Here is a 24,916-nt window from a genome sequence, read left to right as displayed (position 1 = left end):
GGCGTGAATAATTTCGGTAATGACCGTTTTATTACGTCCTATAGCAATGGGTCAGTTAACCAATTAAAGAGGAACAGTTTGAATATAGATACGCGTGAAATTAGCCTTGAGCCAGCAGACAACGCTCGCCTGCTGAGCCTGTGCGGGCCGTTTGATGACAACATCAAACAACTGGAGCGACGTCTGGGTATCGAAATCAATCGTCGCGATAATCATTTCAAACTTACCGGACGCCCTATCTGCGTCAACGCCGCTGCGGACATTCTGCGTAGCCTGTATGTGGATACATCACCCATGCGCGGCGAAATTCAGGATATCGAACCGGAACAAATTCACCTCGCCATTAAAGAGGCGCGCGTGCTTGAGCAAAGCGCGGAAAGCGTGCCGGACTACGGCAAGGCCATTAACATCAAGACCAAACGTGGCGTTATTAAGCCGCGTACGCCAAACCAGGCGCAGTACATCGCCAATATCCTCGACCACGACATCACCTTCGGGGTGGGCCCTGCGGGTACGGGTAAAACCTATCTGGCCGTTGCCGCTGCGGTAGATGCGCTGGAACGCCAGGAGATCCGTCGTATTCTGCTGACCCGTCCGGCCGTTGAAGCGGGCGAAAAGCTGGGCTTCCTGCCAGGCGATCTGAGTCAAAAGGTCGACCCGTATCTGCGCCCTTTATACGATGCACTGTTCGAGATGCTCGGCTTTGAGAAGGTTGAGAAGCTCATTGAGCGTAACGTTATCGAAGTTGCCCCGCTCGCCTACATGCGCGGTCGTACGCTGAACGATGCGTTCATCATTCTCGATGAGAGCCAGAACACCACCATCGAACAGATGAAGATGTTCCTGACGCGTATCGGCTTTAACTCGAAAGCGGTCATTACCGGTGACGTCACCCAGATCGACCTGCCGCGCAGCACCAAATCCGGCCTGCGCCACGCCATTGAGGTGCTGGCCGAGGTCGACGAAATCAGCTTTAACTTCTTCCACAGTGAAGACGTGGTACGCCACCCGGTGGTCGCGCGTATCGTTAACGCCTATGAAGCCTGGGAAGAGGCGGATCAGAAGCGTAAGGCCGAACTGGCCGCAGAACGTAAGCGCGAAGCGCAGGAGCAAGAACAGAAATGAGTCAGGTGATCCTCGATTTACAGCTGGCCTGTGAAGACAATTCCGGCATGCCAGATGAGGCACAGTTTCAGAAATGGCTGGATGGCGTTATTCCTCAGTTTCAGGAAGAATCAGAAGTCACGATTCGCCTGGTGGATGAAGCAGAAAGCCATGAGCTTAACCTGACCTATCGCGGGAAAGATAAGCCGACCAACGTGCTCTCTTTCCCGTTCGAAGCGCCGCCGGGTATTGAGATGCCGCTGTTGGGCGATCTGATCATCTGCCGTCAGGTGGTTGAACAGGAAGCCAAAGAGCAGCAAAAGCCGCTTGAGGCCCACTGGGCGCATATGGTGGTACACGGCAGCCTGCACCTGCTCGGCTACGATCACATTGAAGATGACGAAGCGGAAGAGATGGAGTCCCTCGAGACAGAGATAATGCTTGCTCTGGGCTATGAGGATCCGTACATTGCCGAGAAAGAATAGTCCGTCACCTGACGGACTCACATGCCGCCACGAAAGGACATCGCGTGGCGGTAAACGTTGAACTAACAAGAGAACCCTTAACAAACGCCATGAGCGACGACAATTCACACAGTAGCGACACGACAACCAGTAAAAAGGGATTTTTCTCCCTCATTCTGAACCAGCTTTTCCACGGCGAACCCAAAAACCGTGATGAACTGCTGGAGCTGATTCGTGATTCCGGGCAGAACGACCTTATCGACGAAGATACGCGCGAAATGCTCGAAGGGGTTATGGACATCGCCGACCAGCGCGTTCGCGATATCATGATCCCCCGCTCGCAGATGATCACCCTGAAACGTAACCAGACCCTGGACGAGTGCCTCGATGTGATCATCGAATCCGCCCACTCGCGTTTCCCGGTCATCAGCGAAGACAAAGATCACATCGAAGGGATTTTGATGGCCAAAGATCTGCTGCCGTTTATGCGCAGCGATGCCGAAGCCTTCAGCATGGAAAAAGTGTTACGCCAGGCCGTGGTTGTGCCGGAAAGTAAACGTGTGGATCGGATGCTGAAAGAGTTTCGCTCTCAGCGTTACCACATGGCGATTGTTATTGATGAGTTTGGTGGCGTTTCCGGTCTGGTCACGATCGAGGATATTCTTGAGCTGATCGTGGGCGAAATCGAAGACGAGTACGACGAAGAAGAAGATATCGACTTCCGGCAGCTTAGCCGCCACACCTGGACCGTGCGCGCGCTGGCCTCTATTGAGGACTTTAACGACGCCTTCGGTACCCACTTCAGCGATGAAGAGGTCGATACCATTGGCGGGCTGGTGATGCAGGCCTTTGGCCACCTCCCGGCGCGCGGTGAGACCGTTGACATCGACGGTTACCAGTTCAAAGTGGCAATGGCCGACAGCCGACGTATTATACAGGTTCACGTCAGAACGCCGGACGACTCACCGGTGCCAAAACTGGAAGATTAATGTAAATGGCATTTGCCCCACTGCTTGAACGCCAGCGCATCCGTTTGCTGCTGGCGCTGTTACTTGGAGCCAGCGGTACGCTGGCTTTTTCTCCTTACGATATCTGGCCCGCCGCCATTCTCTCCCTGATGGGGCTTCAGGGCCTGACCCTGAATCGTCGTCCGGTACAGGCTGCGGCTATCGGTTACTTCTGGGGACTGGGGCTGTTTGGCTCAGGCATCAACTGGGTTTATGTCAGCATCGCCCAGTTTGGCGGTATGCCTGGCCCGGTTAACGTCTTCCTGGTGGTATTGCTCGCCGCGTATCTCTCGCTCTATACCGGTCTGTTCGCCGGTATCCTTTCTCGCCTGTGGCCAAAAACCACCTGGCTGCGCGTCGCCATTGCCGCGCCGGTGGTCTGGCAGATAACCGAGTTCCTGCGCGGCTGGGTGCTGACGGGCTTCCCGTGGCTGCAGTTCGGCTACAGCCAGATTGACGGCCCCCTGAAGGGTCTGGCGCCGGTAATGGGCGTTGAGGCCATCAACTTCCTGCTGATGGTGGTCTGCGGCCTGCTGGTCCTGGCGCTGGTCCAGCGCTGCTGGAAGCCGCTGGCTGTGGCGCTGGTGCTGTTTGCCCTGCCCTTCCCGCTGCGCTATATCCAGTGGTTCACGCCTGAGCCAGAGCGCACCCTGCAGGTGTCCATGGTGCAGGGGAATATTCCGCAGTCTATGAAGTGGGATGAGAAAGAGCTGCTGAATACGCTGAAGATCTACGCCAACGCCACCGAAGAGGTGATGGGTAAATCCCAGCTGATTATCTGGCCGGAATCTGCGATCCCCGATCTGGAAATTAACCAGCAGCCGTTCCTCAACATGATGAACGACCTGCTGCTGGCGCACGGCAGCACGCTGATCACCGGGATTGTCGATGCGCGTCTGAATCAGCAGAACCGCTACGACACCTACAACAGCATCATTACGCTCGGGAAAGATAGCGAGTACAGCTACCACTCCACTGACCGGTACAACAAGAACCACCTGGTGCCGTTTGGTGAATTTGTCCCGCTGGAGTCGATTCTGCGCCCGCTGGCCCCGTTCTTTGACCTGCCGATGTCCTCTTTCAGCCGCGGCCCGTACGTACAGCCTCAGCTGCACGCGCACGGCCTGGCCCTGACGGCGGCCATCTGCTACGAAATCATTCTCGGCGAGCAGGTACGCGATAACTTCCGCCCGGATACTGACTATCTGCTGACCATCTCCAACGACGCCTGGTTTGGTAAGTCAATCGGCCCGTGGCAGCACTTCCAGATGGCACGTATGCGCTCTCTGGAGCTGGCGCGTCCGCTGCTGCGCAGCACCAACAACGGCATCACCGCCGTGATTGGTCCGCAGGGCGAGATTCAGGCGATGATCCCGCAGTTTACCCGTGAGGTACTGACCACTAAAGTCACGCCAACCACCGGGCTGACGCCATACGCGCGCACCGGCAACTGGCCGCTGTGGATACTGACCGTGCTGTTCGGCTTTGGCGCGGTGCTGATGAGCCTGCGTCAGCGTCGGAAGTAACCTTCCCTTCTGTTGTCGGGTGGCGTAGCCGCCACCCGGCAATTTTCTCCAGACTCCCATTCTGGCACGCCTATTGCTTTGTTTATTCAGGTAAACGCAGTTTGGCTTAACGTGCAACTTTGTCGCACCAGCGTAGATCATCGGTAGCACCGAAACGGTGCAACGGGAGATATTTGCCTCTGAATGGTGCGGCGCGCTTCGCAAAAATAAACAATAACGCAGCAAAATCTTTACATTAAGCCAGACTAAATGTTAACAAGCTTGCATAACACTGCACTCGCATTGCGCGAGATATAACAACATCACAATGGGTATCAATGCGTCGCTGGCGCTGATAAAAAAGGAGTTGGGTATGCAATTACGTAAACTGGCCACAGCAATGCTGGTTATGGGAATGTCTGCAGGCGTGGTTCACGCTGAAGATGCTCCGGCAGCAGGCAGCACTCTCGACAAGATTGCCAAAAACGGCGTCATCGTGGTCGGCCACCGTGAATCTTCAGTCCCGTTCTCTTACTACGACAACACGCAAAAAGTCGTGGGCTATTCACAGGATTACTCCAACGCCATCGTTGAAGCTGTGAAGAAAAAGCTGAACAAACCTGACCTGCAGGTGAAGCTGATCCCAATCACTTCACAGAACCGTATTCCACTGCTGCAAAACGGCACCTTTGACTTCGAGTGTGGCTCCACCACCAACAACCTCGAGCGTCAGAAACAGGCTGCCTTCTCTGACACCATCTTTGTCGTGGGCACCCGTCTGCTGACGAAGAAAGGCGGTGAGATCAAAGACTTCGCTGATCTGAAAGGCAAAGCGGTTGTTGTGACCTCCGGTACCACGTCAGAAGTGCTGCTGCACAAGCTGAACGACGAGAAGAAAATGGATATGCGCATCATCAGCGCGAAAGACCATGGCGACTCCTTCCGTACCCTGGAAAGCGGTCGTGCCGTCGCGTTTATGATGGATGACGCCCTGCTGGCGGGCGAACGTGCGAAAGCGAAGAAACCAGACAACTGGGATATCGTCGGTACCGCGCAGTCCAAAGAAGCCTACGGCTGTATGCTGCGTAAAGACGATCCGCAGTTCAAAAAGCTGATCGATGACACCATCGCTCAGGTGCAGACCTCCGGCGAAGCGGAAAAATGGTTCGACAAATGGTTCAAGAACCCGATTCCACCAAAAAACCTGAACATGAATTTTGAACTGTCTGACGACATGAAGGCGCTGTTCAAATCTCCAAATGACAAGGCTCTTAACTAATTAGAACTACAGGGGCGGGATCTCCTGCCCTCTCGATTGTCGGGAAGCATGGACAGACTATACGTTGAGTGGTCGTTCCCCACTCAGCGCGAAAAATGAGCTTCTCACCAATCTTCGAGGGTAGCGCTGCTACCCTTTTTTTTCTGGAGTTTATTATGTCAATAGACTGGAACTGGGGCATATTCCTGCAACAAGCCCCGTTCGGCAACACCACCTATCTTGGCTGGCTGTGGAGCGGCTTTCAGGTCACCGTGGCACTATCGATAACGGCGTGGATTATCGCGTTTCTTGTCGGTTCTCTGTTCGGTATTCTGCGCACCGTCCCTAACCGTTTTCTTTCAACGCTTGGCACCCTGTATGTGGAACTGTTCCGTAACGTTCCGCTGATCGTGCAATTCTTTACCTGGTATCTGGTCATCCCGGAACTGCTGCCGGAAAATATTGGCATGTGGTTCAAGTCGGAACTGGATCCGAACGTGCAGTTCTTTGTCTCCTCCATGATGTGTCTGGGGCTGTTTACCGCTGCGCGCGTTTGCGAGCAGGTGCGTGCCGCCATTCAGTCATTGCCGCGCGGACAAAAAAACGCGGGCCTGGCAATGGGCCTGACGCTGCCCCAAACCTACCGCTACGTGCTGCTGCCTAACGCCTACCGCGTTATCGTTCCACCGATGACCTCCGAGATGATGAACCTGGTGAAAAACTCGGCCATCGCCTCGACTATCGGCCTGGTCGACATGGCCGCGCAGGCGGGCAAGCTGCTGGATTATTCCGCTCACGCGTGGGAATCCTTCACCGCGATCACGCTCGCGTATGTTCTGATTAACGCTTTCATCATGCTGGTGATGAACCTGGTTGAACGCAAAATCCGCCTGCCGGGTAATCTGGGGGGCAAATAATGTACGAATTTGACTGGAGTTCTATCGTTCCATCCATGCCTTACCTGCTTGATGGCCTGGTGATTACCTTAAAAATCACCGTTATTGCCATCATCATTGGTATCGTCTGGGGCACCCTGCTGGCCGTTATGCGCCTGTCGAGCTTTAAGCCGCTCGCCTGGTTTGCGACCGCCTACGTTAACGTGTTCCGCTCCATCCCGCTGGTGATGGTGCTGCTGTGGTTTTACCTGATTGTGCCCGGCTTTCTGCAGAAAGTGCTGGGGCTGTCGCCGAAAACCGATATCCGTCTGATCTCCGCCATGGTGGCGTTCTCAATGTTCGAGGCCGCTTACTACTCGGAGATTATCCGAGCGGGCATTCAGAGTATCTCCCGCGGGCAATCCAGCGCCGCGCTGGCACTGGGAATGACGCACTGGCAGTCCATGCAGCTTATTATTCTGCCGCAGGCGTTTCGCGCCATGGTTCCGCTCCTGCTGACCCAGGGTATCGTGCTGTTCCAGGATACCTCGCTGGTCTACGTTCTGAGTCTGGCAGACTTCTTCCGTACCGCGTCAACCATCGGTGAACGTGATGGTACGCAGGTCGAGATGGTGCTCTTTGCGGGTGCGGTCTATTTTGTGATTAGTTTAAGCGCGTCGCTGTTGGTCAGCTGGCTGAAGAAAAGGACGGTATAATGATTTCCCTGAAAAATGTTTCTAAATGGTATGGGCACTTTCAGGTGCTGACCGACTGCTCCACCGAAGTCAAAAAAGGCGACGTGGTGGTGGTATGCGGGCCGTCCGGCTCCGGTAAATCGACGCTGATTAAAACCGTCAACGGACTGGAGCCGGTGCAGCAGGGTGAGATCGTTGTCAACGGCACCAAAGTCAACGATAAGAAAACCAACCTCGCCCAGCTTCGCTCTCACGTTGGCATGGTGTTCCAGCATTTTGAGCTGTTCCCTCACCTCTCCATTATTGAGAACCTGACGCTGGCGCAGGTAAAAGTGCTTAAGCGTGATAAAAAAGCGTCGCGCGAGAAAGGTCTGAAGCTCCTGGAACGCGTTGGGCTTTCGGCGCATGCCGATAAGTTCCCGGCACAGCTTTCTGGCGGCCAACAGCAGCGCGTGGCGATCGCCCGCGCGCTGTGTATGGATCCGGTGGCAATGCTGTTTGATGAGCCAACGTCGGCGCTCGATCCAGAGATGATCAACGAAGTGCTGGACGTAATGGTCGAGCTTGCGCACGAAGGGATGACCATGATGGTGGTGACCCACGAAATGGGCTTTGCCCGTAAAGTGGCTAACCGCGTGATCTTTATGGACGAAGGGAAAATTGTCGAAGACTCACCGAAAGAAGAGTTCTTCGCTAACCCGAAATCAGAGCGTGCGAAAGATTTCCTCGCGAAAATCCTGCACTAATCTTCCCGGTGCGCAATCTGCGGATTGCGCACTGCTTCACGCTTTCACTCAGTTCCTCTCGTCGGCGTCACATTGCAGCGTTAACCTTGTCACAAAATAACGCTACGTATGGAGAACGCTATGGCACAGCCTATTATTCTCGATTGCGATCCGGGTCATGACGACGCGATCGCGCTCGTCCTCGCTCTTGCCTCCCCTGAACTCGAGGTAAAAGCCGTCACCTCGTCCGCTGGAAACCAGACGCCGGACAAAACCCTGCGCAACGTGCTGCGCATGCTCACGCTGCTCAAACGCACCGACATTCCTGTCGCCGGCGGGGCCGTGAAGCCGCTGATGCGCGAGCTGATTATTGCCGACAACGTTCATGGTGAAAGCGGGCTGGACGGTCCGGCACTGCCGGAGCCGGGTTTCACGCCGCAAAACTGTACCGCAGTGGAGCTGATGGCGAAGGTGCTGCGTGAGAGCGCAGAACCGGTAACGCTGGTGGCTACCGGACCGCAAACCAACGTTGCGCTGCTGCTGAACAGCCATCCTGAGCTGCATAATAAAATTGCCCGTATTGTGATTATGGGTGGCGCCATGGGGCTCGGTAACTGGACGCCAGCGGCGGAGTTCAACATCTTTGTCGACCCGGAAGCGGCGGAAATCGTCTTCCAGTCCGGCTTACCAATTGTAATGGCGGGACTGGACGTTACCCACCGCGCGCAGATTATGGCGGACGATATTGAGCGATTCCGCTCCGTGGGTAATACTGTCGCGACAACCGTGGCAGAGCTGCTCGACTTCTTTATGGAGTATCACAAAGCCGAGAAGTGGGGATTCCACGGCGCGCCGCTGCATGACCCGTGCACCATTGCCTGGCTACTGAAGCCGGAGATGTTCACTACGGTGGACAGATGGGTTGGTGTTGAGACGCAGGGAAAATACACCCAGGGAATGACGGTGGTGGATTACTACTCGCTGACGGGGAATAAACCTAATACCACGGTGATGGTGGACATCGACCGCGAGGCGTTTGTGGATTTGCTGGCGGAGAGACTGGCTTACTATAGTGCGGCCTGATGCCCTCACCCCACCCCTCTCCCACGGGGAGAGGGGGCAAACACTAAAAACGGCAACGTGGTTGCCGTTTTGCTTTTACCATGTGCAGCCTGATGCCCTCACCCCAACCCTCTCCCACGGGAGAGGGAGCAAACAGTTTTGCTTTTACCTAGGGCTCAAACGGCCGACGCTGGAACTGATCGTGGCCGCATTTCGGACACAGCGGCAGGACATCCGGCGTATATACCGCAAAATGATGGTGGCAATTCTCACATACCAGATTTCCCAAGCCGACCACCTCACCACTGTGATACACACCGTGATGGTTCAAATCCTGAAAGACCTCGCGCCACTCCAGCTGCGTTTTATCCGTGATGTCGGCCAGCTCTTGCCACAGGCTCTCTTTAATCACCCGCATAAAAACGCTGTCCGTGACCTCCTCCTGGCTCTCCTGGTAGCTGCGCGCGAACTCTTCCAGATCGCGACGCACGGCGCGCGTCACCTCTTCCACTTCGGTTCGCGTTAACTCACCCGTTTGCGTCACGCGGGCACGCGCCTGCTCCACCAGCGCGTCGATATCTCGCTCGCCGTTACGCAGCCGTTCCGTCAGTGTCGCCACCAGTTCGCGGTAAAATTGAGCAACCTTGTTCATCATTTTGCCTCCCGGGTAAGTAACTATTTCTAATAATAGACCTTATTTCATCGCCGCTTTGTCAGGTGAAGCACAGACCCGGTAAATTCCTGCAAAGCGCATTTGTGCGAAAGGCTGTTTTGACGCGGGCGTTTGGGCTATGCTATGCGGATCTGAATTACCACATCCATTGGCTACATTTGTAGCTGTATTGAAAACAGGACCACTGGCTGCCATGCAAGAGCAATACCGCCCGGAAGAGATAGAATCAAAAGTCCAGCAACACTGGGACGAGAAGCGCACCTTTGAAGTAACCGAAGACGAGAGCAAAGAGAAGTATTACTGCCTGTCGATGCTTCCCTATCCTTCTGGTCGACTACACATGGGCCATGTGCGTAACTACACCATCGGCGATGTGATTGCACGCTACCAGCGCATGCTGGGCAAAAACGTTCTGCAGCCTATCGGCTGGGATGCGTTCGGTCTGCCTGCGGAAGGCGCGGCGGTCAAAAACAACACCGCACCGGCACCGTGGACGTACGACAACATCGCGTACATGAAAAACCAGCTCAAAATGCTGGGCTTTGGCTATGACTGGAGCCGCGAGCTGGCAACCTGTACTCCGGAATACTATCGCTGGGAGCAGAAGTTCTTCACCGAGCTGTACAAAAAAGGCCTGGTATATAAGAAGACCTCTGCCGTTAACTGGTGTCCGAACGACCAGACCGTTCTCGCGAACGAACAGGTTATCGACGGCTGCTGCTGGCGCTGTGACACCAAAGTTGAGCGTAAAGAGATCCCACAGTGGTTTATCAAAATCACCGCTTACGCTGATGAGCTGCTGAACGATCTGGATAACCTCGACCACTGGCCAGATACCGTTAAGACCATGCAGCGCAACTGGATCGGCCGTTCTGAAGGCGTGGAGATTACCTTCAACGTTGAGAACTATGACCAGACCCTGACTGTCTACACCACCCGCCCGGACACCTTCATGGGCGCGACCTACCTGGCCGTAGCCGCAGGTCACCCGCTGGCGCAGAAAGCGGCAGAGAATAACCCGGAGCTGGCCGCCTTCATTGACGAGTGCCGCAACACCAAAGTGGCCGAAGCCGACATGGCGACGATGGAGAAAAAAGGCGTCGCGACAGGCTTCTATGCGAAGCATCCGCTGACTGGCGAAGCGATCCCTGTCTGGGCAGCGAACTTCGTGCTGATGGAGTACGGTACAGGCGCGGTAATGGCCGTTCCGGGCCACGATCAGCGCGACTACGAGTTTGCCACCAAATACAGCCTGCCGATTAAAGCCGTTATTCTGGCCGCCGATGGTTCTGAACCCGACCTGTCCGAACAAGCGCTGACCGAAAAAGGCACCCTGTTCAACTCCGGTGAATTCAGCGGCCTGAGCTTCGAAGAGGGCTTCAACGCCATCGCCGATAAGCTGGCCTCTCTGGGCGTGGGCGAGCGTAAAGTTAACTTCCGTCTGCGCGACTGGGGCGTGTCCCGTCAGCGTTACTGGGGCGCGCCAATCCCAATGGTGACGCTGGAAGATGGCACCGTGATGCCAACGCCGGAAGATCAGCTCCCGGTGATCCTGCCGGAAGACGTGGTCATGGACGGTATCACCAGCCCGATCAAAGCCGATCCTGAGTGGGCAAAAACCACCGTCAACGGTCAGCCTGCGCTGCGTGAAACCGACACCTTTGACACCTTTATGGAGTCATCCTGGTACTATGCGCGCTACACCTGCCCGCAGTATCAGGACGGTATGCTCGATTCCGATGCGGCAAACTACTGGCTGCCGGTTGATATCTATATCGGCGGCATCGAACACGCCATCATGCACCTGCTCTACTTCCGCTTCTTCCACAAACTGATGCGCGATGCAGGCATGGTGAACTCTGACGAACCAGCAAAACAGCTGCTGTGTCAGGGCATGGTACTGGCAGATGCGTTCTATTACGTCGGTGCTAATGGCGAACGTAACTGGGTTTCTCCGGTTGATGCGATCGTCGAGCGCGACGAGAAAGGCCGTATCGTTAAGGCGAAAGACGCCGAAGGTCATGAACTGGTCTATACCGGCATGAGCAAGATGTCCAAGTCGAAAAACAACGGCATCGATCCGCAGGTGATGGTTGAGCGTTACGGTGCGGACACCGTGCGTCTGTTCATGATGTTTGCCTCTCCGGCCGACATGACCCTGGAATGGCAGGAGTCTGGCGTGGAAGGCGCGAACCGCTTCCTGAAACGCGTCTGGAAACTGGTTTACGAACACACTGCACTGGGCAATGCCCCGGCGCTGAACGCCGCCGCACTGACTGAAGATCAGCAGGCGCTGCGTCGCGATGTTCATAAAACGATTGCGAAAGTGACCGATGATATTGGTCGTCGTCAGACCTTCAATACCGCAATTGCGGCTATTATGGAACTGATGAACAAGCTGGCGAAAGCCCCGCAGGACGGTGAGCAGGATCGTGCCTTAATGCGTGAAGCGCTGCTGGCCGTCGTTCGCATGCTGAACCCGTTCACTCCACACGTCAGCTTCACCCTGTGGCAGGAGCTGAAAGGCGAAGGCGATATTGACAACGCGCCGTGGCCGCAGGCTGACGAAGCCGCGATGGTGGAAAACACGACGCTGGTTGTGGTCCAGGTAAACGGCAAAGTCCGCGGTAAAATTACCGTGGCGGTCGATGCAACCGAAGAACAGGTTCGCGAGCGCGCGGGCCAGGAACCTCTGGTCGCAAAATATCTTGAGGGCGTTACCGTACGTAAAGTGATCTACGTACCGGGTAAACTGCTCAATCTGGTCGTTGGCTAAGCGCGGGAGGAAACGTGCGACAACTGGCAACAATACTCTTATCACTGGCGGTGCTTGTCACCGCTGGCTGTGGCTGGCACCTGCGCAATACCACGGCAGTGCCTGCTGAGATGAAAACGATGATTTTCGACTCATCGGATCCGAATGGTCCACTCAGCCGGGCAGTTCGTAATCAGCTGCGTCTGAACGGCGTTGAGCTTGTTGAGAAACAAACGCTGCGCCAGGATGTACCGTCTCTGCGTATCATCGGAGGAGGTCTGTCGAGAGATACGGCCTCAATCTTCCAGGACGGTCGTACAGCTGAATATCAGATGGTGCTGACGGTCAACGCAGCGGTCCTGATCCCGGGTAAAGACATCTATCCGATCAGCACGAAAGTGTTCCGTTCGTTCTTCGATAACCCGCAGACGGCATTGGCAAAAGATGCCGAACAGCAGATTATCATCAACGAAATGTACGACAAGGCGGCGGAACAGCTGATCCGTAAACTGCCAGGTATTGCAGCGTCTACCCGACAAGGCTCTGACATTGTTGAAAAACCGGTTGCTGGCACGCTTCCTGCTGCTAACTCTCTGGGTAAATGATGATCAGGCTGTATCCTGAACAACTCCGCGCGCAGCTCAAAGAAGGGCTGCGCGCGGCGTATCTGCTTCTTGGAAACGATCCGTTATTGCTTCAGGAAAGTCTGGATGCCGTGCGGCATGAAGCCGCCTCTCAGGGCTTCGATGAACACCACACCGTCCAGCTGGATAACAACACCGACTGGAATGCCCTCTTCTCACTCTGTCAGGCGATGAGCCTTTTTGCGTCGCGCCAGACTATTCAGATCCTGCTGCCGGAGAACGGCCCTAACGCGGCCATCAATGAACAGCTGGCCACGCTGGTCAGCCTGCTTCACAGCGATCTGCTACTGATTGTGCGCGGCAACAAGCTCACCAAAGCGCAGGAAAATGCGGCGTGGTTCACCCAACTCGCAGCCCACGCGGTGCAGGTCACCTGTCAGACGCCTGAACAGGCGCATCTGCCCAAATGGGTGGCAGCGAGAGCGAAGCAGAACAACCTTCAGCTGGATGATGCGGCGAACCAACTGCTCTGCTACTGCTATGAAGGTAACCTGCTGGCCCTGGCGCAGGCGCTGGACAGACTCTCCCTGCTCTGGCCGGATGGCAAGCTGACCTTGCCGCGCGTCGAGCAGGCCGTTAACGACGCGGCGCACTTCACGCCGTTCCACTGGGTGGACGCGCTGCTGTCGGCGAAAAGCAAACGCGCCATGCATATTCTGCAACAGCTGCGTCTCGAAGGGAGCGAACCGGTTATTCTGCTGCGTACGCTGCAGCGCGAGTTGCTGCTGCTGATTACGCTCAAGCGTCAGTCTGCCCATACGCCGCTGCGTTCGCTGTTTGATAAACACCGCGTGTGGCAAAATCGCCGGGCTTTGATCACCGAGGCCGTCAACCGCCTGGGTCATGAACAGCTTCGTCAGGCAGTGCAGCTTCTGATGCGCGCTGAGCTCACGTTAAAACAAGATTATGGCCAGTCGGTCTGGGCGGAGCTGGAAAGTCTTTCTCTCCTGCTCTGCCACAAGGCGCTGGCAGACGTTTTTATTGATGGATAGCATGCATTCTTTACAGGCCTTATATGGCGGCACCTTCGACCCGGTACATTACGGGCATCTGAAGCCGGTTGAAATTCTGGCAAATCTGATCGGCCTTCAGCGCGTCACCATCATGCCCAACAATGTCCCGCCCCATCGTCCACAACCCGAGGCGACCAGCGAGCAGCGAAAAGAGATGCTTGCCCTTGCCATCGCAGATAAACCGCTATTCCGACTTGACGAGCGTGAGCTGCGTCGCGACACGCCCTCCTGGACGTCTCAGACGCTTCAGGAGTGGCGCGCCGAACAAGGGCCAGACCAGCCGCTTGCCTTTATCATCGGCCAGGATTCTCTGCTGAATTTCCCTACGTGGCATCAGTATGAAACCATCCTGGAGAACAGCCATCTGCTCGTCTGCCGCCGTCCCGGCTATCCGCTGACCATGCGCGAAGAGCAGTACCAGCAGTGGCTGGAAGACCACCTCACCGATAATGTTGAAGATCTTCACAACCAGCCTGCCGGGAAGATCTATCTGGCGGAAACGCCGTGGTTTGATATCTCTGCAACCCTCATTCGCGAGCGTTTACAGCAGGGTTTAGCGTGTGACGATCTGCTGCCAACCCCGGTGCTGGCCTATATCCATGCGCACGGTTTGTATCAGAAAAGCGCAGATGAATAGCCGGAGAGCATAAAAAGCGGCTTATTGTTTATCCTGCCTTGACAGGGTAAGCCATACTGTTATTCTCCGCTGCCAGACTTTCCCGCCGATCATTGCTTTACAGAAATTGTTTTACAAAAATGGCAATGCAATCTCAGGCGGAGGGTGGGATGATACCCGCCTTCAAAAGCCCGGCCGGAGACATTTGTCCCGACGCAGGCGTGAGTTCAGGTATACTGTCTGGCTACGAATTCAAAGTTTTACAATCTCATTCACCCCAGGGGGAAAACTTGCAGGGTAAAGCACTCCAGGATTTTGTTATTGACAAAATTGATGACCTGAAAGGTCAGGACATCATCGCTATCGACGTTAAGGGTAAATCCAGTATTACCGACTGCATGATCATCTGCACCGGTACATCGACGCGTCATGTTGTTTCAATTGCCGATCACGTGGTTCAGGAATCGCGTGCAGCAGGGCTGTTGCCGCTGGGTGTTGAAGGTGAAGCGACGGCTGACTGGGTGGTAGTCGACCTCGGCGATGTGATTGTCCACGTCATGCAGGACGAGAGCCGTCGCCTGTATGAGCTGGAAAAACTCTGGGGTTAATGCGTGAAGTTACAGCTGGTCGCCGTCGGCACCAAAATGCCGGACTGGGTACAAACCGGTTTTACTGAATATCTGCGTCGTTTTCCAAAAGACATGCCGTTCGAGCTGGTGGAAATTCCCGCCGGGAAGCGCGGCAAGAACGCTGATATCAAACGTATTCTCGATAAAGAGGGCGAACTGATGCTGGCTGCCGCTGGCAAAAACCGCATCGTCACCCTCGATATTCCAGGTAAACCCTGGGATACGCCGCAGCTGGCACAAGAACTGGAGCGCTGGAAGCAGGATGGCCGTGACGTCAGTCTGTTGATTGGCGGACCAGAAGGGTTATCCCCTGCCTGCAAAGCAGCGGCTGAACAAAGTTGGTCCCTCTCCGCGCTGACGCTTCCCCACCCGCTCGTTCGGGTACTGGTGGCAGAAAGCCTGTATCGCGCGTGGAGCATTACTACCAACCACCCCTATCACCGCGAGTAATGACTGACCAGGGTAGATTAAGCAGCGGATGAAACTACAGAATTCTTTTCGCGACTATACGGCTGAGTCCGCGCTGTTTGTGCGCCGGGCGCTGGTCGCCTTTACCGGGATTTTGCTGCTTACCGGCGTGCTGATCGCCAACCTCTATAATCTGCAAATTGTCCGCTTTACCGACTACCAGACGCGTTCAAACGAAAACCGCATTAAGCTGGTGCCTATCGCACCCAGCCGCGGCATTATTTACGATCGTAACGGCACCCCGCTGGCGTTGAACCGCACCATCTATCAAATCGAGATGATGCCGGAAAAAGTCGATAATGTTCAGGATACGCTGGAAGCGCTGAAAAGCGTTGTAGACCTTAACGATGACGATATCGCGGCGTTTAAAAAAGAGCGCGCCCGCTCTCACCGCTTCACCTCGATTCCGGTTAAAACCAATCTTACGGAAGTCCAGGTGGCCCGCTTTGCGGTGAATCAGTACCGTTTCCCCGGCGTGGAAGTGAAGGGATATAAGCGTCGCTACTATCCCTACGGCTCCGCGCTGACGCATGTGATTGGCTACGTTTCCAAGATTAATGACAAAGACGTCGACCGCCTTGATAAAGACGGCAAGCTGGCCAACTACGCTGCTACTCACGATATCGGTAAGCTGGGGATCGAACGTTACTACGAAGACGTTCTGCACGGGCAAACCGGCTATGAAGAGGTTGAGGTTAACAACCGCGGCCGCGTGATCCGTCAGCTAAAAGAAGTGCCGCCTCAGGCGGGGCATGACGTCTATCTGACGCTCGACCTCAAACTTCAGCAGTATATCGAAACCCTGCTGGCGGGTAGCCGTGCAGCCGTTGTGGTCACCGATCCTCGTACCGGCGGCATCCTGGCAATGGTCTCCATGCCTAGCTATGACCCGAACCTCTTTGTTGACGGCATTTCCAGTAAAGACTATTCCGGTCTGCTGAATGACCCTAACACGCCGCTGGTCAACCGCGCGACGCAAGGGGTTTACCCGCCGGCATCCACGGTTAAACCGTACGTGGCGGTCTCTGCGCTGAGTGCCGGCGTCATCAACCGTAATACCAGCCTGTTTGACCCGGGGTGGTGGCAGCTGCCGGGTTCAGATAAGCGCTATCGTGACTGGAAAAAATGGGGCCACGGTCATCTCAACGTCACCAAATCGCTGGAAGAATCTGCGGATACCTTCTTCTATCAGGTGGCGTATGACATGGGTATCGACCGCCTGTCAGAGTGGATGAGCAAATTCGGCTACGGGCATTACACCGGCGTGGACCTTTCAGAAGAACGTTCTGGCAACATGCCAACGCGTGAATGGAAGCTGAAGCGCTTTAAAAAACCGTGGTATCAGGGTGACACCATTCCGGTAGGTATCGGTCAGGGCTACTGGACGGCAACGCCGCTTCAGATGAACAAGGCCATGATGATCCTCATCAATGACGGCGTGGTAAAAGTGCCGCATCTGCTACAGAGCACGGTTGAAGACGGCAAAAAAGTACCGTGGAACCAGCCGCACGAGGCCCCGGTGGGTGACATCCATTCCGGCTTCTGGGAAATTGCGAAAGACGGTATGTACGGCGTGGCAAACCGCCCGAACGGTACCGCGCATAAATACTTCGCCGGTACGCCGTACAAAGTGGCCGCGAAATCCGGTACTGCGCAGGTGTTTGGTCTGAAAGCCAACGAAACCTATAACGCGCACCGCATTGCTGAACGTCTGCGTGACCATAAGCTGATGACGGCGTTTGCCCCTTATGATAACCCGCAGGTCGCGGTGGCGATGATTCTGGAGAACGGCGGTGCCGGGCCAGCAGTAGGTACCATCATGCGCCAGATCCTTGACCACATTATGCTGGGTGATAACAACACCGAACTGCCGGCTGAAAACCCGGCCGCCGCTGCGGCGGAGGACCAATAATCATGACGGATAATCCAAATAAAAAATCGCTGTGGGATAAAATCCACATCGACCCAGCCATGCTGCTGATCCTGCTGGCTCTGCTGGTTTACAGCGCCCTGGTTATCTGGAGCGCCAGCGGCCAGGACATCGGCATGATGGAGCGCAAAATCGGCCAGATCGCCATGGGTCTGATCATCATGGTGGTGATGGCGCAAATCCCGCCGCGCGTCTACGAAGGCTGGGCGCCCTATCTTTACATCTTCTGTATTATTTTGCTGGTTGCGGTAGATGCGTTTGGCGCCATTTCAAAAGGGGCGCAGCGCTGGCTGGATCTGGGCGTTGTCCGCTTCCAGCCCTCGGAAATTGCCAAAATCGCCGTTCCATTGATGGTGGCACGCTTTATCAACCGCGACGTCTGTCCGCCGTCTCTGAAAAACACGGCCATCGCGCTGGTGCTGATTTTTCTGCCGACGCTGCTGGTTGCGGCGCAGCCTGACCTTGGCACCTCAATTCTTATCGCCCTTTCCGGCCTGTTTGTCCTTTTCCTGTCGGGACTGAGCTGGCGCCTGATTGGTATCGCGGTGGTGCTGATTGCAGCGTTCATTCCTATCCTCTGGTTCTTCCTGATGCATGATTACCAGCGCCAGCGCGTCATGATGCTTCTCGATCCGGAAACCGATCCGCTGGGCGCGGGCTATCATATTATTCAGTCCAAGATTGCGATTGGCTCCGGCGGCCTGCGCGGTAAAGGCTGGCTGCACGGCACGCAGTCGCAGCTGGAATTTTTACCGGAACGCCACACCGACTTTATCTTCGCCGTACTGGCGGAAGAGCTGGGGCTGGTTGGCATCTTAATATTGCTGGCGCTGTACGTACTGCTGATCATGCGGGGATTGTGGATTGCAGCACGCGCGCAAACCACCTTTGGTCGCGTCATGGCCGGCGGGTTGATGCTGATTTTATTCGTTTATGTCTTCGTAAATATTGGTATGGTGAGTGGTATTCTGCCGGTGGTAGGCGTACCGCTGCCGCTGGTGAGTTACGGAGGCTCGGCACTGATCGTGTTGATGGCCGGGTTTGGTATCGTGATGTCGATCCATACCCACAGAAAAATGTTGTCAAAAAGCGTATAAAAATAAGGGGATCGGAATGCGTAAGCAGTGGCTGGGGATCTGCATCGCGGCAAGTTTACTTGCGGCCTGCACAAGTGATGATGGTCAGCAACAGGCAACCGTCGCGCCGCCGCAGCCTGCGGTGTGTAATGGCCCGATCGTTGAAATCAGCGGTGCCGATCCCGTTTATGAACCGCTGAATGCCAGTGCCAATCAGGATTACCAGCGCGACGGCAAAAGCTATAAAATTGTTCAGGATCCTTCCCGTTTCAGCCAGGCGGGCTTTGCCGCCATTTATGATGCCGAGCCGGGCAGTAACCTGACGGCTTCCGGGGAAGCGTTCGACCCAATGCAGCTGACGGCAGCACACCCGACGCTGCCGATCCCGAGCTACGCTCGTATCACCAACCTGGCGAATGGCCGTATGATCGTCGTGCGTATCAACGACCGTGGTCCTTACGGGAATGACCGGGTGATTTCCCTCTCACGCGCGTCTGCCGATCGCCTGAACACCTCAAACAACACCAAAGTCCGTATTGACCCGATTATCGTCGCACAGGATGGTTCGCTCTCCGGGCCGGGTACCGCGTGTACGACGGTGGCAAAACAGACCTATGCCCTTCCTGACCGCCCAAATCTTGACGGCGGAATGGGAAGCGTCTCGTCTCCGGCAGAGCCTGCTCAGCCGGGGGGAGAAATACGCCCGATCAGCAATGACACGCTGCAAAGCGAGGATTCTACCGGCGCGCCGGTAAAGAGTAGCGGCTTTCTTGGCGCACCGACGACCTTAGCCTCGGGCGTTCTGGAAGGCAGTGAGCCGACCCCAGCCCCTGCTCCCGTTGCGGCACCAGCAACCCAGCCGGCTCCCGTAACGGCGCCAGCGGCCACGCAAAGTGCGGCGGTGACGGCTCCAGCAGCGGCAAGCGGCAGCTATGTGGTTCAGGTAGGCGCAGTAAGCGATCAGGCCCGGGCCAGGCAGTATCAACAGCGTCTGAGCCAGCAGTTTGGCGTACCGGGACGCGTTGAGCAGAACGGCGCGGTCTGGCGCATTCAGATGGGGCCGTTTGCCAGCAAATCGCAGGCCGCATCCCTGCAGCAGCGTCTGCAGAATGAAGCTCAACTTCAGTCATTTATCGCTGTTGCGAAATAATTAACCGGCGGTATCCGAATTGTCAGTTAGTGTAAAACACATTCACAAACTCATGCTTAAAGTCGGATGCCTGCCTGAATAGCATTTGCTATAGTAAGGCACTTTTTTTAATTCCATCACGGATGTCGTAGTTCTGACCATGAAGACCACTTTTTCTGCTCGTTTTGTGCAGCGCATGGCGCTGACCACGGCCCTTTGCGCTGCTGCGCTCTCTGCAGCTCACGCCGATGACCTGAATATCAAGACCATGATCCCTGGCGTTCCGCAAATCGACGCGGAATCCTACATCCTGATCGATTACAACTCTGGCAAAGTGCTGGCAGAACAGAATGCCGATGCCCGCCGTGACCCGGCCAGTCTGACCAAAATGATGACCAGCTACGTTATCGGCCAGGCGATGAAAGCAGGTAAATTCAAAGAATCGGATCTGGTCACCATCGGTAACGATGCGTGGGCAACCGGGAACCCTGTTTTCAAAGGTTCCTCTCTGATGTTCCTGAAGCCGGGTATGCAGGTTCCTGTTTCCCAGCTGATTCGCGGTATCAACCTGCAGTCTGGTAACGATGCCTGCGTGGCGATGGCCGACTTCGCCGCCGGTAGCCAGGATGCCTTCGTGGGCCTGATGAACAGCTACGTTAACGCGCTGGGTCTGAAAAACAGCCATTTCCAGACCGTACACGGACTGGACGCAGACGGTCAGTACAGCTCCGCACGTGACATGGCCCTGATTGGTCAGGCGCTGATCCGCGATGTACCGAATGAATACTCTATCTATAAAGAGAAAGAGTTCACCTTCAACGGTATTCGTCAGACCAACCGTAACGGCCTGCTGTGGGATAACAGCCTGAACGTTGACGGCATCAAAACTGGCCACACCGATAAAGCGGGCTACAACCTGGTGGCCTCTGCCACTGAAGGTCAGATGCGTCTGATCTCTGCCGTGATGGGCGGCCGTACCTTTAAAGGTCGTGAAACAGAAAGCAAGAAACTGCTGACCTGGGGCTTCCGCTTCTTCGAAACCGTGAACCCACTGAAAGCAGGCAAAGAGTTTGCGTCTGAACCCGTCTGGTTCGGCGACAATGACCGTGCTTCACTCGGCGTTGATAAAGATCTCTATCTGACCATTCCACGCGGTCGCATGAAGGATCTGAAAGCCAGCTACGTGCTGAACAGCACCGAGCTGCATGCCCCGCTGCAGAAAAACCAGGTTGTGGGTACGATCAACTTCCAGCTGGATGGAAAAACGATCGATCAGCGTCCGCTGGTTGTTCTGCAAGAAATTCCTGAAGGCAATTTCTTCGGCAAAATCATTGATTACATTAAATTGATGTTCCACCACTGGTTTGGTTAAAAATTGAACACTTGAAAGTGTGATTTTGATCCCCATATACTAAGTATCCTGATAACTCCCACCTGACGTGGGAGTTATTATTTTTTGACGTTACGCCGGAGCTGACATGAAAACCAAACTTAACGAACTGCTTGAATTCCCAACCTCATTTACCTACAAAGTAATGGGTCTGGCGAAACCTGAGCTGGTTGATCAGGTGGTTGAAGTGGTACAGCGCCATGCGCCGGGTGACTACTCTCCGTCAGTAAAACCAAGCAGCAAGGGCAACTACCACTCGGTTTCTATTACCATCACTGCGACACACATTGAGCAGGTGGAAACGCTGTACGAAGAGCTCGGCAATATCGAAATTGTTCGTATGGTGCTGTAGTCCCTTTGCGGTTACCCGGTTTGCCGGGTAACCCCTCTCCCCCGCTGTGATATACTCCCCCACACCTTTTGTCCCTCGTCTTCGGAGACGCAGTTTTGTATCAGGATAAAATTCTGGTCCGTCACCTCGGCCTGCAACCTTATGAGCCTGTCTCCCAGGCTATGCATGACTTCACCGATTCACGCGATGACAGCACCCCGGATGAAATCTGGCTGGTCGAGCACCTGCCGGTATTTACGCAGGGCCAGGCGGGTAAAGCAGAGCATTTGTTAATGACGGGAGATATCCCGGTTATTCAGAGCGATCGCGGCGGTCAGGTCACTTATCATGGGCCCGGACAGCAGGTGATGTACGTCCTGCTCAATCTGAAGCGCAGAAAGCTGGGCGTGCGTGAACTGGTTACCTTACTGGAACAAACTGTCGTCAACACGCTGGCGGAATATGGTATTGACGCGCATCCACGCGCCGATGCGCCTGGCGTCTACGTTGGGGAAATGAAGATCTGCTCACTGGGGCTGCGTATTCGTAAAGGCTGCTCTTTCCATGGCCTGGCCTTGAATATTAATATGGACCTCGCGCCTTTCCAGCGCATTAACCCCTGCGGCTACGCCGGCATGGAAATGACGCAAATGTGCCAGTGGGTAGAAACCGCTAAGCCAGAACATATTCGTCCCGTGCTTTTAAAGCAGATGTTAGCGCTACTTAACAATCCCCCGTACGAATATATCCCTGCTTAATACATCATACAACATGGCTCGATAATTTGGCGGGCCACTGTTTATTTACAGCTTTTGCACTTTACAATAATCCACAGATTCTATATTTTCGAAGCGCCCGAATATTACCGCCACATATTATTTAGCCTCCAGCAAGCATGGCAAACACGGCATAAGTAAGGTGAGCAATTATCACACAACCGTTTGCCCTTGATAAACAAGTGAAACAAAACCAACACTTTACGAATCTCTACAAGCATAATAAATAAATTCAACTATCATTCATATTGTGAATGTATACGGAGTGAAAGCGTGGAGTATAATAATTTACCAGCCAAACGACTGAATGAACCCGGTGGCGAAGACAAGCCGCAAATTTTTCGGACTTTACGTAATATTGATCTCAATTTACTGACTATTTTTGAGGCGGTATATGTCCATAAGGGTATCGTTAACGCTGCGAAAATTCTTAATCTCACGCCATCAGCAATAAGCCAGTCAATCCAAAAGCTTCGCGCTATATTTCCTGACCCATTATTTATCCGCAAGGGCCAGGGGGTAACGCCGACGGCTTATGCCACGCATCTCCACGAGTACATCAGCCAGGGGCTGGAGTCGATTCTGGGCGCACTGGATTTAACCGGGAGCTATGATAAGCAGCGAACCATCACCATCGGCTGTTCCCCTTCTGTCGGGGTGCTGGTGATGCCAGCGATCTTCCAGGCCGTAAAAGAGCATGCTCCGCAGCTCCTGCTTCGCAATGTGCCTCTCAATGAACCTGACATTCAGCTTGCCCAGTTCCAGACGGACCTGATTATTGAAAGCGGCAGCTTCAGTGCCAGAGCGCTGGGGCAAAATGTGCTTTATGCGGATAATCTGGTGCTGGTTTGCCGCCAGCAGCACCCTGCTCTTAGCGAGCCGTTAACCATCGAAAACCTGCGCAACTACGACCACTCGTCTTTCATGACCGAAGGGCAATCTAATCATGCACTTCGTCAGCGTATTGATGAAATTTTCCCGGAACGTCAGATCAGCTTCAGCAGTTACAATATGTTTACCACCGCATCCCTGATCGGCAGCAGCGATATGCTGTGCGTTATGCCATCACGCCTGTACAGCCTGCTACAAAAATGCTGGCCGCTGGAAAGCATCCCGCTCAGCCAGCTTAATGCGGAATCTATCGAGATTTCACTGCATTACAACAAGCTGAGTTTGCGCGATCCGGTCCTGGAAAACGTCATCCGCATCATCCGTCAGGCCTTCTGACAGGTTTAGCCAGCACAAGCCCCTGCAACCCGCAGGGCAAAAGGCACAAAACAACAACTATTTTACAAATTGGCGATCTGGCAGGCTGCTTTAACGACCGTTTCAATGATATACTGCCTGTCGTTCGTTCAAAAATAGTTGATAAATACAACATTCCCTTGAATTGAAACGCTTTCCTTCGATATTCGCAACTGGAACACGCACGCTATGAGTAAACCCATTGTGATGGAACGCGGTGTTAAATACCGCGATGCCGATAAAATGGCCCTTATCCCGGTTAAAAACGTGGCTACAGAGCGCGAGGCGCTGTTAAGAAAACCGGAATGGATGAAAATCAAACTTCCGGCCGACTCTTCGCGTATCCAGGGGATCAAAGCGGCGATGCGCAAGAATGGTCTTCACTCCGTCTGTGAAGAAGCTTCTTGTCCGAACCTTGCTGAATGTTTCAATCACGGTACCGCGACGTTTATGATTCTGGGTGCTATCTGTACCCGCCGCTGCCCGTTCTGCGATGTTGCTCATGGCCGTCCAGTCGCGCCTGATGCTAACGAACCCCAGAAACTGGCGCAGACCATCGCTGACATGGCGCTGCGTTATGTGGTTATCACATCCGTTGACCGTGACGACCTGCGTGATGGTGGTGCTCAGCACTTCGCCGACTGTATTACGGCCATTCGCGAGAAAAGCCCTAACATCAAAATCGAGACGCTGGTGCCTGACTTCCGCGGCCGTATGGACCGCGCGCTGGATATCCTGACCGCGACGCCGCCAGATGTGTTTAACCACAACCTGGAGAACGTGCCGCGTCTTTACCGTCAGGTGCGTCCGGGCGCTGACTATAACTGGTCCCTGAAACTGCTTGAGCGTTTCAAAGAAGCGCATCCGCATATTCCGACCAAGTCTGGTCTGATGGTGGGTCTGGGTGAAACCAATGATGAAATCATCGAGGTGATGCGCGATCTTCGCCGCCACGGTGTGACCATGCTGACCCTGGGACAGTATCTGCAGCCAAGCCGTCACCACCTGCCGGTTCAGCGCTACGTGAGCCCGGACGAGTTCGATGAAATGAAAGCCGAAGCGATGGCGATGGGCTTCACCCACGCTGCCTGCGGCCCATTCGTTCGCTCCTCATACCATGCCGATATGCAGGCTAAAGGCGAAGAAGTTAAATAATGCTGTAATATTCATTTACAGTAATACAAAAAAACCGGCCTCATGAGCCGGTTTTTTTTCGCAAGCCCTGAGGCGTTGCTGTCACTCTTTGTGAGAAAGCTTGTCTGCCGGGACGTCATCCTCGGCGCTTTTCTTCGCCGCTGCATCATCATCGTTCATCGCTTTCTTAAAGCCTTTGATGGCAGCCCCCAGGTCACCACCCAGCGTGCGTAACTTCTTGGTACCAAACAGCAGGACGACCAGTGCGGCAACCACCAGCAGTTTGGTAATACTAATCTCACCCATAGATACCTTCTTTACTTAAAACAGGCTGCATTCAGCGCCAAAACCTGACTGTATTAACGGTCATTTAGCGCGTGCACACAATAGCAATCTGTAACAAGGTGAATCA

Annotated in this window: 25 protein-coding genes; 23 read left to right on the top strand and 2 right to left on the bottom strand. The window is 54.6% G+C overall.

Annotated features, from left to right (window positions below; genetic code table 11):
* Window positions 1-78 precede the first annotated feature (78 nt).
* From NWV12_RS05855 to rihA, 9 genes are all read left to right on the top strand, one after another.
* Window positions 79-1,125 (top strand): PhoH family protein, encoded by a 1,047-nt coding sequence (locus tag NWV12_RS05855; protein ID WP_008501053.1) that lies wholly within the window; start codon window positions 79-81, stop codon window positions 1,123-1,125.
* Window positions 1,122-1,589: an rRNA maturation RNase YbeY gene (ybeY, locus tag NWV12_RS05850; protein WP_048980733.1), complete on the top strand. Its 468-nt coding sequence runs from the start codon at window positions 1,122-1,124 to the stop codon at window positions 1,587-1,589. Before NWV12_RS05855 ends, ybeY begins: the two co-directional genes overlap by 4 nt.
* Window positions 1,590-1,678: 89 nt before the next feature.
* Window positions 1,679-2,557, top strand: a complete 879-nt coding sequence (corC, locus tag NWV12_RS05845) for a CNNM family magnesium/cobalt transport protein CorC (RefSeq protein WP_021242574.1) — start codon at window positions 1,679-1,681, stop codon at window positions 2,555-2,557.
* Between the two features lie 5 nt (window positions 2,558-2,562).
* On the top strand, window positions 2,563-4,101 hold the full coding sequence (lnt, locus tag NWV12_RS05840; RefSeq protein ID WP_048980735.1) for an apolipoprotein N-acyltransferase: 1,539 nt from the start codon (window positions 2,563-2,565) through the stop codon (window positions 4,099-4,101).
* 352 nt (window positions 4,102-4,453) lie between these two features.
* Window positions 4,454-5,359, top strand: a complete 906-nt coding sequence (locus NWV12_RS05835; RefSeq protein WP_008501049.1) for an amino acid ABC transporter substrate-binding protein — start codon at window positions 4,454-4,456, stop codon at window positions 5,357-5,359.
* Window positions 5,360-5,514: 155 nt separating this feature from the next.
* Entirely contained in the window at window positions 5,515-6,255 is a 741-nt protein-coding gene (locus tag NWV12_RS05830; RefSeq protein ID WP_023310756.1) for an amino acid ABC transporter permease, read from the top strand.
* Window positions 6,255-6,929 (top strand): glutamate/aspartate ABC transporter permease GltK, encoded by a 675-nt coding sequence (gene gltK, locus NWV12_RS05825; RefSeq protein WP_101744452.1) that lies wholly within the window; start codon window positions 6,255-6,257, stop codon window positions 6,927-6,929. The genes NWV12_RS05830 and gltK overlap by 1 nt, the downstream gene beginning before the upstream one ends.
* Window positions 6,929-7,654, top strand: a complete 726-nt coding sequence (locus NWV12_RS05820; protein WP_014883001.1) for an amino acid ABC transporter ATP-binding protein — start codon at window positions 6,929-6,931, stop codon at window positions 7,652-7,654. Before gltK ends, NWV12_RS05820 begins: the two co-directional genes overlap by 1 nt.
* Window positions 7,655-7,774: 120 nt before the next feature.
* Window positions 7,775-8,716 (top strand): pyrimidine-specific ribonucleoside hydrolase RihA, encoded by a 942-nt coding sequence (gene rihA, locus NWV12_RS05815; RefSeq protein ID WP_045887719.1) that lies wholly within the window; start codon window positions 7,775-7,777, stop codon window positions 8,714-8,716.
* A 148-nt stretch (window positions 8,717-8,864) separates the two neighbouring features.
* On the opposite strand, the gene NWV12_RS05810 is transcribed toward rihA, so the two are convergent.
* On the bottom strand, window positions 8,865-9,347 hold the full coding sequence (locus NWV12_RS05810; protein ID WP_048980791.1) for a zinc ribbon-containing protein: 483 nt from the start codon (window positions 9,345-9,347) through the stop codon (window positions 8,865-8,867).
* A gap of 214 nt (window positions 9,348-9,561) precedes the next feature.
* On the opposite strand from NWV12_RS05810, the gene leuS reads away from it, so the two are divergent.
* The 14 genes from leuS (at window position 9,562) to lipA (ending at window position 24,525) form a co-directional block, all read left to right on the top strand.
* Entirely contained in the window at window positions 9,562-12,144 is a 2,583-nt protein-coding gene (gene leuS / locus NWV12_RS05805; RefSeq protein ID WP_048980738.1) for a leucine--tRNA ligase, read from the top strand.
* Window positions 12,145-12,158: 14 nt separating this feature from the next.
* Window positions 12,159-12,728: an LPS assembly lipoprotein LptE gene (gene lptE, locus NWV12_RS05800; RefSeq protein WP_039261260.1), complete on the top strand. Its 570-nt coding sequence runs from the start codon at window positions 12,159-12,161 to the stop codon at window positions 12,726-12,728.
* Window positions 12,728-13,759, top strand: a complete 1,032-nt coding sequence (gene holA / locus NWV12_RS05795) for a DNA polymerase III subunit delta (RefSeq protein ID WP_048980740.1) — start codon at window positions 12,728-12,730, stop codon at window positions 13,757-13,759. Before lptE ends, holA begins: the two co-directional genes overlap by 1 nt.
* The gene (gene nadD / locus NWV12_RS05790) at window positions 13,752-14,417 is read left to right on the top strand and encodes a nicotinate-nucleotide adenylyltransferase (RefSeq protein WP_029740134.1); all 666 of its coding nucleotides are present in this window, start codon (window positions 13,752-13,754) and stop codon (window positions 14,415-14,417) included. The genes holA and nadD overlap by 8 nt, the downstream gene beginning before the upstream one ends.
* Before the next feature lie 269 nt (window positions 14,418-14,686).
* Entirely contained in the window at window positions 14,687-15,004 is a 318-nt protein-coding gene (rsfS, locus tag NWV12_RS05785) for a ribosome silencing factor (RefSeq protein ID WP_023334893.1), read from the top strand.
* A 3-nt stretch (window positions 15,005-15,007) separates the two neighbouring features.
* On the top strand, window positions 15,008-15,475 hold the full coding sequence (gene rlmH, locus NWV12_RS05780) for a 23S rRNA (pseudouridine(1915)-N(3))-methyltransferase RlmH (protein WP_023310748.1): 468 nt from the start codon (window positions 15,008-15,010) through the stop codon (window positions 15,473-15,475).
* Window positions 15,476-15,503: 28 nt separating this feature from the next.
* Entirely contained in the window at window positions 15,504-17,405 is a 1,902-nt protein-coding gene (mrdA, locus tag NWV12_RS05775) for a peptidoglycan DD-transpeptidase MrdA (RefSeq protein WP_032638848.1), read from the top strand.
* 2 nt (window positions 17,406-17,407) lie between these two features.
* Window positions 17,408-18,520 carry a peptidoglycan glycosyltransferase MrdB gene (gene mrdB, locus NWV12_RS05770; RefSeq protein WP_023310746.1) on the top strand — a complete coding sequence of 371 codons (1,113 nt, stop codon included), beginning with the start codon at window positions 17,408-17,410 and terminating at the stop codon, window positions 18,518-18,520.
* A 16-nt stretch (window positions 18,521-18,536) separates the two neighbouring features.
* Window positions 18,537-19,649 (top strand): endolytic peptidoglycan transglycosylase RlpA, encoded by a 1,113-nt coding sequence (rlpA, locus tag NWV12_RS05765; protein WP_048977190.1) that lies wholly within the window; start codon window positions 18,537-18,539, stop codon window positions 19,647-19,649.
* A gap of 139 nt (window positions 19,650-19,788) precedes the next feature.
* On the top strand, window positions 19,789-21,000 hold the full coding sequence (gene dacA, locus NWV12_RS05760) for a D-alanyl-D-alanine carboxypeptidase DacA (protein WP_032638844.1): 1,212 nt from the start codon (window positions 19,789-19,791) through the stop codon (window positions 20,998-21,000).
* A gap of 106 nt (window positions 21,001-21,106) precedes the next feature.
* The gene (gene ybeD / locus NWV12_RS05755; protein ID WP_006177135.1) at window positions 21,107-21,370 is read left to right on the top strand and encodes a DUF493 family protein YbeD; all 264 of its coding nucleotides are present in this window, start codon (window positions 21,107-21,109) and stop codon (window positions 21,368-21,370) included.
* 95 nt (window positions 21,371-21,465) lie between these two features.
* A complete protein-coding gene (gene lipB, locus NWV12_RS05750) occupies window positions 21,466-22,107 on the top strand; it encodes a lipoyl(octanoyl) transferase LipB (RefSeq protein ID WP_048980742.1) in 642 nt (213 codons plus the stop codon).
* A gap of 291 nt (window positions 22,108-22,398) precedes the next feature.
* Entirely contained in the window at window positions 22,399-23,352 is a 954-nt protein-coding gene (locus NWV12_RS05745; protein WP_032665064.1) for a YbeF family transcriptional regulator, read from the top strand.
* A gap of 207 nt (window positions 23,353-23,559) precedes the next feature.
* Window positions 23,560-24,525: a lipoyl synthase gene (gene lipA / locus NWV12_RS05740; RefSeq protein WP_013097595.1), complete on the top strand. Its 966-nt coding sequence runs from the start codon at window positions 23,560-23,562 to the stop codon at window positions 24,523-24,525.
* 81 nt (window positions 24,526-24,606) lie between these two features.
* On the opposite strand, the gene tatE is transcribed toward lipA, so the two are convergent.
* A complete protein-coding gene (tatE, locus tag NWV12_RS05735) occupies window positions 24,607-24,810 on the bottom strand; it encodes a twin-arginine translocase subunit TatE (protein WP_023310742.1) in 204 nt (67 codons plus the stop codon).
* Window positions 24,811-24,916 lie beyond the last annotated feature (106 nt).

Origin of the sequence: Enterobacter sp. Crenshaw (assembly GCF_024734705.1) — a bacterium.
Taxonomy (GTDB): Bacteria; Pseudomonadota; Gammaproteobacteria; order Enterobacterales; family Enterobacteriaceae; genus Enterobacter; species Enterobacter asburiae_B.
Note: the sequence above shows the minus strand (reverse complement) of the source record. Positions and strands in the feature narration are given on the sequence as shown.

Coding starts and splice junctions, on each gene's coding strand:
- NWV12_RS05810 (WP_048980791.1), bottom strand. CDS start 9,347: ATGAACAAGGTTGCTCAATTTTACCGCGAACTGGTGGCGACACTGACG.
- tatE (WP_023310742.1), bottom strand. CDS start 24,810: ATGGGTGAGATTAGTATTACCAAACTGCTGGTGGTTGCCGCACTGGTC.
- dacA (WP_032638844.1), top strand. CDS start 19,789: ATGAAGACCACTTTTTCTGCTCGTTTTGTGCAGCGCATGGCGCTGACC.
- corC (WP_021242574.1), top strand. CDS start 1,679: ATGAGCGACGACAATTCACACAGTAGCGACACGACAACCAGTAAAAAG.
- leuS (WP_048980738.1), top strand. CDS start 9,562: ATGCAAGAGCAATACCGCCCGGAAGAGATAGAATCAAAAGTCCAGCAA.
- NWV12_RS05835 (WP_008501049.1), top strand. CDS start 4,454: ATGCAATTACGTAAACTGGCCACAGCAATGCTGGTTATGGGAATGTCT.
- NWV12_RS05820 (WP_014883001.1), top strand. CDS start 6,929: ATGATTTCCCTGAAAAATGTTTCTAAATGGTATGGGCACTTTCAGGTG.
- nadD (WP_029740134.1), top strand. CDS start 13,752: ATGGATAGCATGCATTCTTTACAGGCCTTATATGGCGGCACCTTCGAC.
- rlpA (WP_048977190.1), top strand. CDS start 18,537: ATGCGTAAGCAGTGGCTGGGGATCTGCATCGCGGCAAGTTTACTTGCG.
- ybeY (WP_048980733.1), top strand. CDS start 1,122: ATGAGTCAGGTGATCCTCGATTTACAGCTGGCCTGTGAAGACAATTCC.
- lipA (WP_013097595.1), top strand. CDS start 23,560: ATGAGTAAACCCATTGTGATGGAACGCGGTGTTAAATACCGCGATGCC.
- gltK (WP_101744452.1), top strand. CDS start 6,255: ATGTACGAATTTGACTGGAGTTCTATCGTTCCATCCATGCCTTACCTG.
- ybeD (WP_006177135.1), top strand. CDS start 21,107: ATGAAAACCAAACTTAACGAACTGCTTGAATTCCCAACCTCATTTACC.
- NWV12_RS05830 (WP_023310756.1), top strand. CDS start 5,515: ATGTCAATAGACTGGAACTGGGGCATATTCCTGCAACAAGCCCCGTTC.
- holA (WP_048980740.1), top strand. CDS start 12,728: ATGATCAGGCTGTATCCTGAACAACTCCGCGCGCAGCTCAAAGAAGGG.
- mrdB (WP_023310746.1), top strand. CDS start 17,408: ATGACGGATAATCCAAATAAAAAATCGCTGTGGGATAAAATCCACATC.
- rihA (WP_045887719.1), top strand. CDS start 7,775: ATGGCACAGCCTATTATTCTCGATTGCGATCCGGGTCATGACGACGCG.
- lnt (WP_048980735.1), top strand. CDS start 2,563: ATGGCATTTGCCCCACTGCTTGAACGCCAGCGCATCCGTTTGCTGCTG.
- mrdA (WP_032638848.1), top strand. CDS start 15,504: ATGAAACTACAGAATTCTTTTCGCGACTATACGGCTGAGTCCGCGCTG.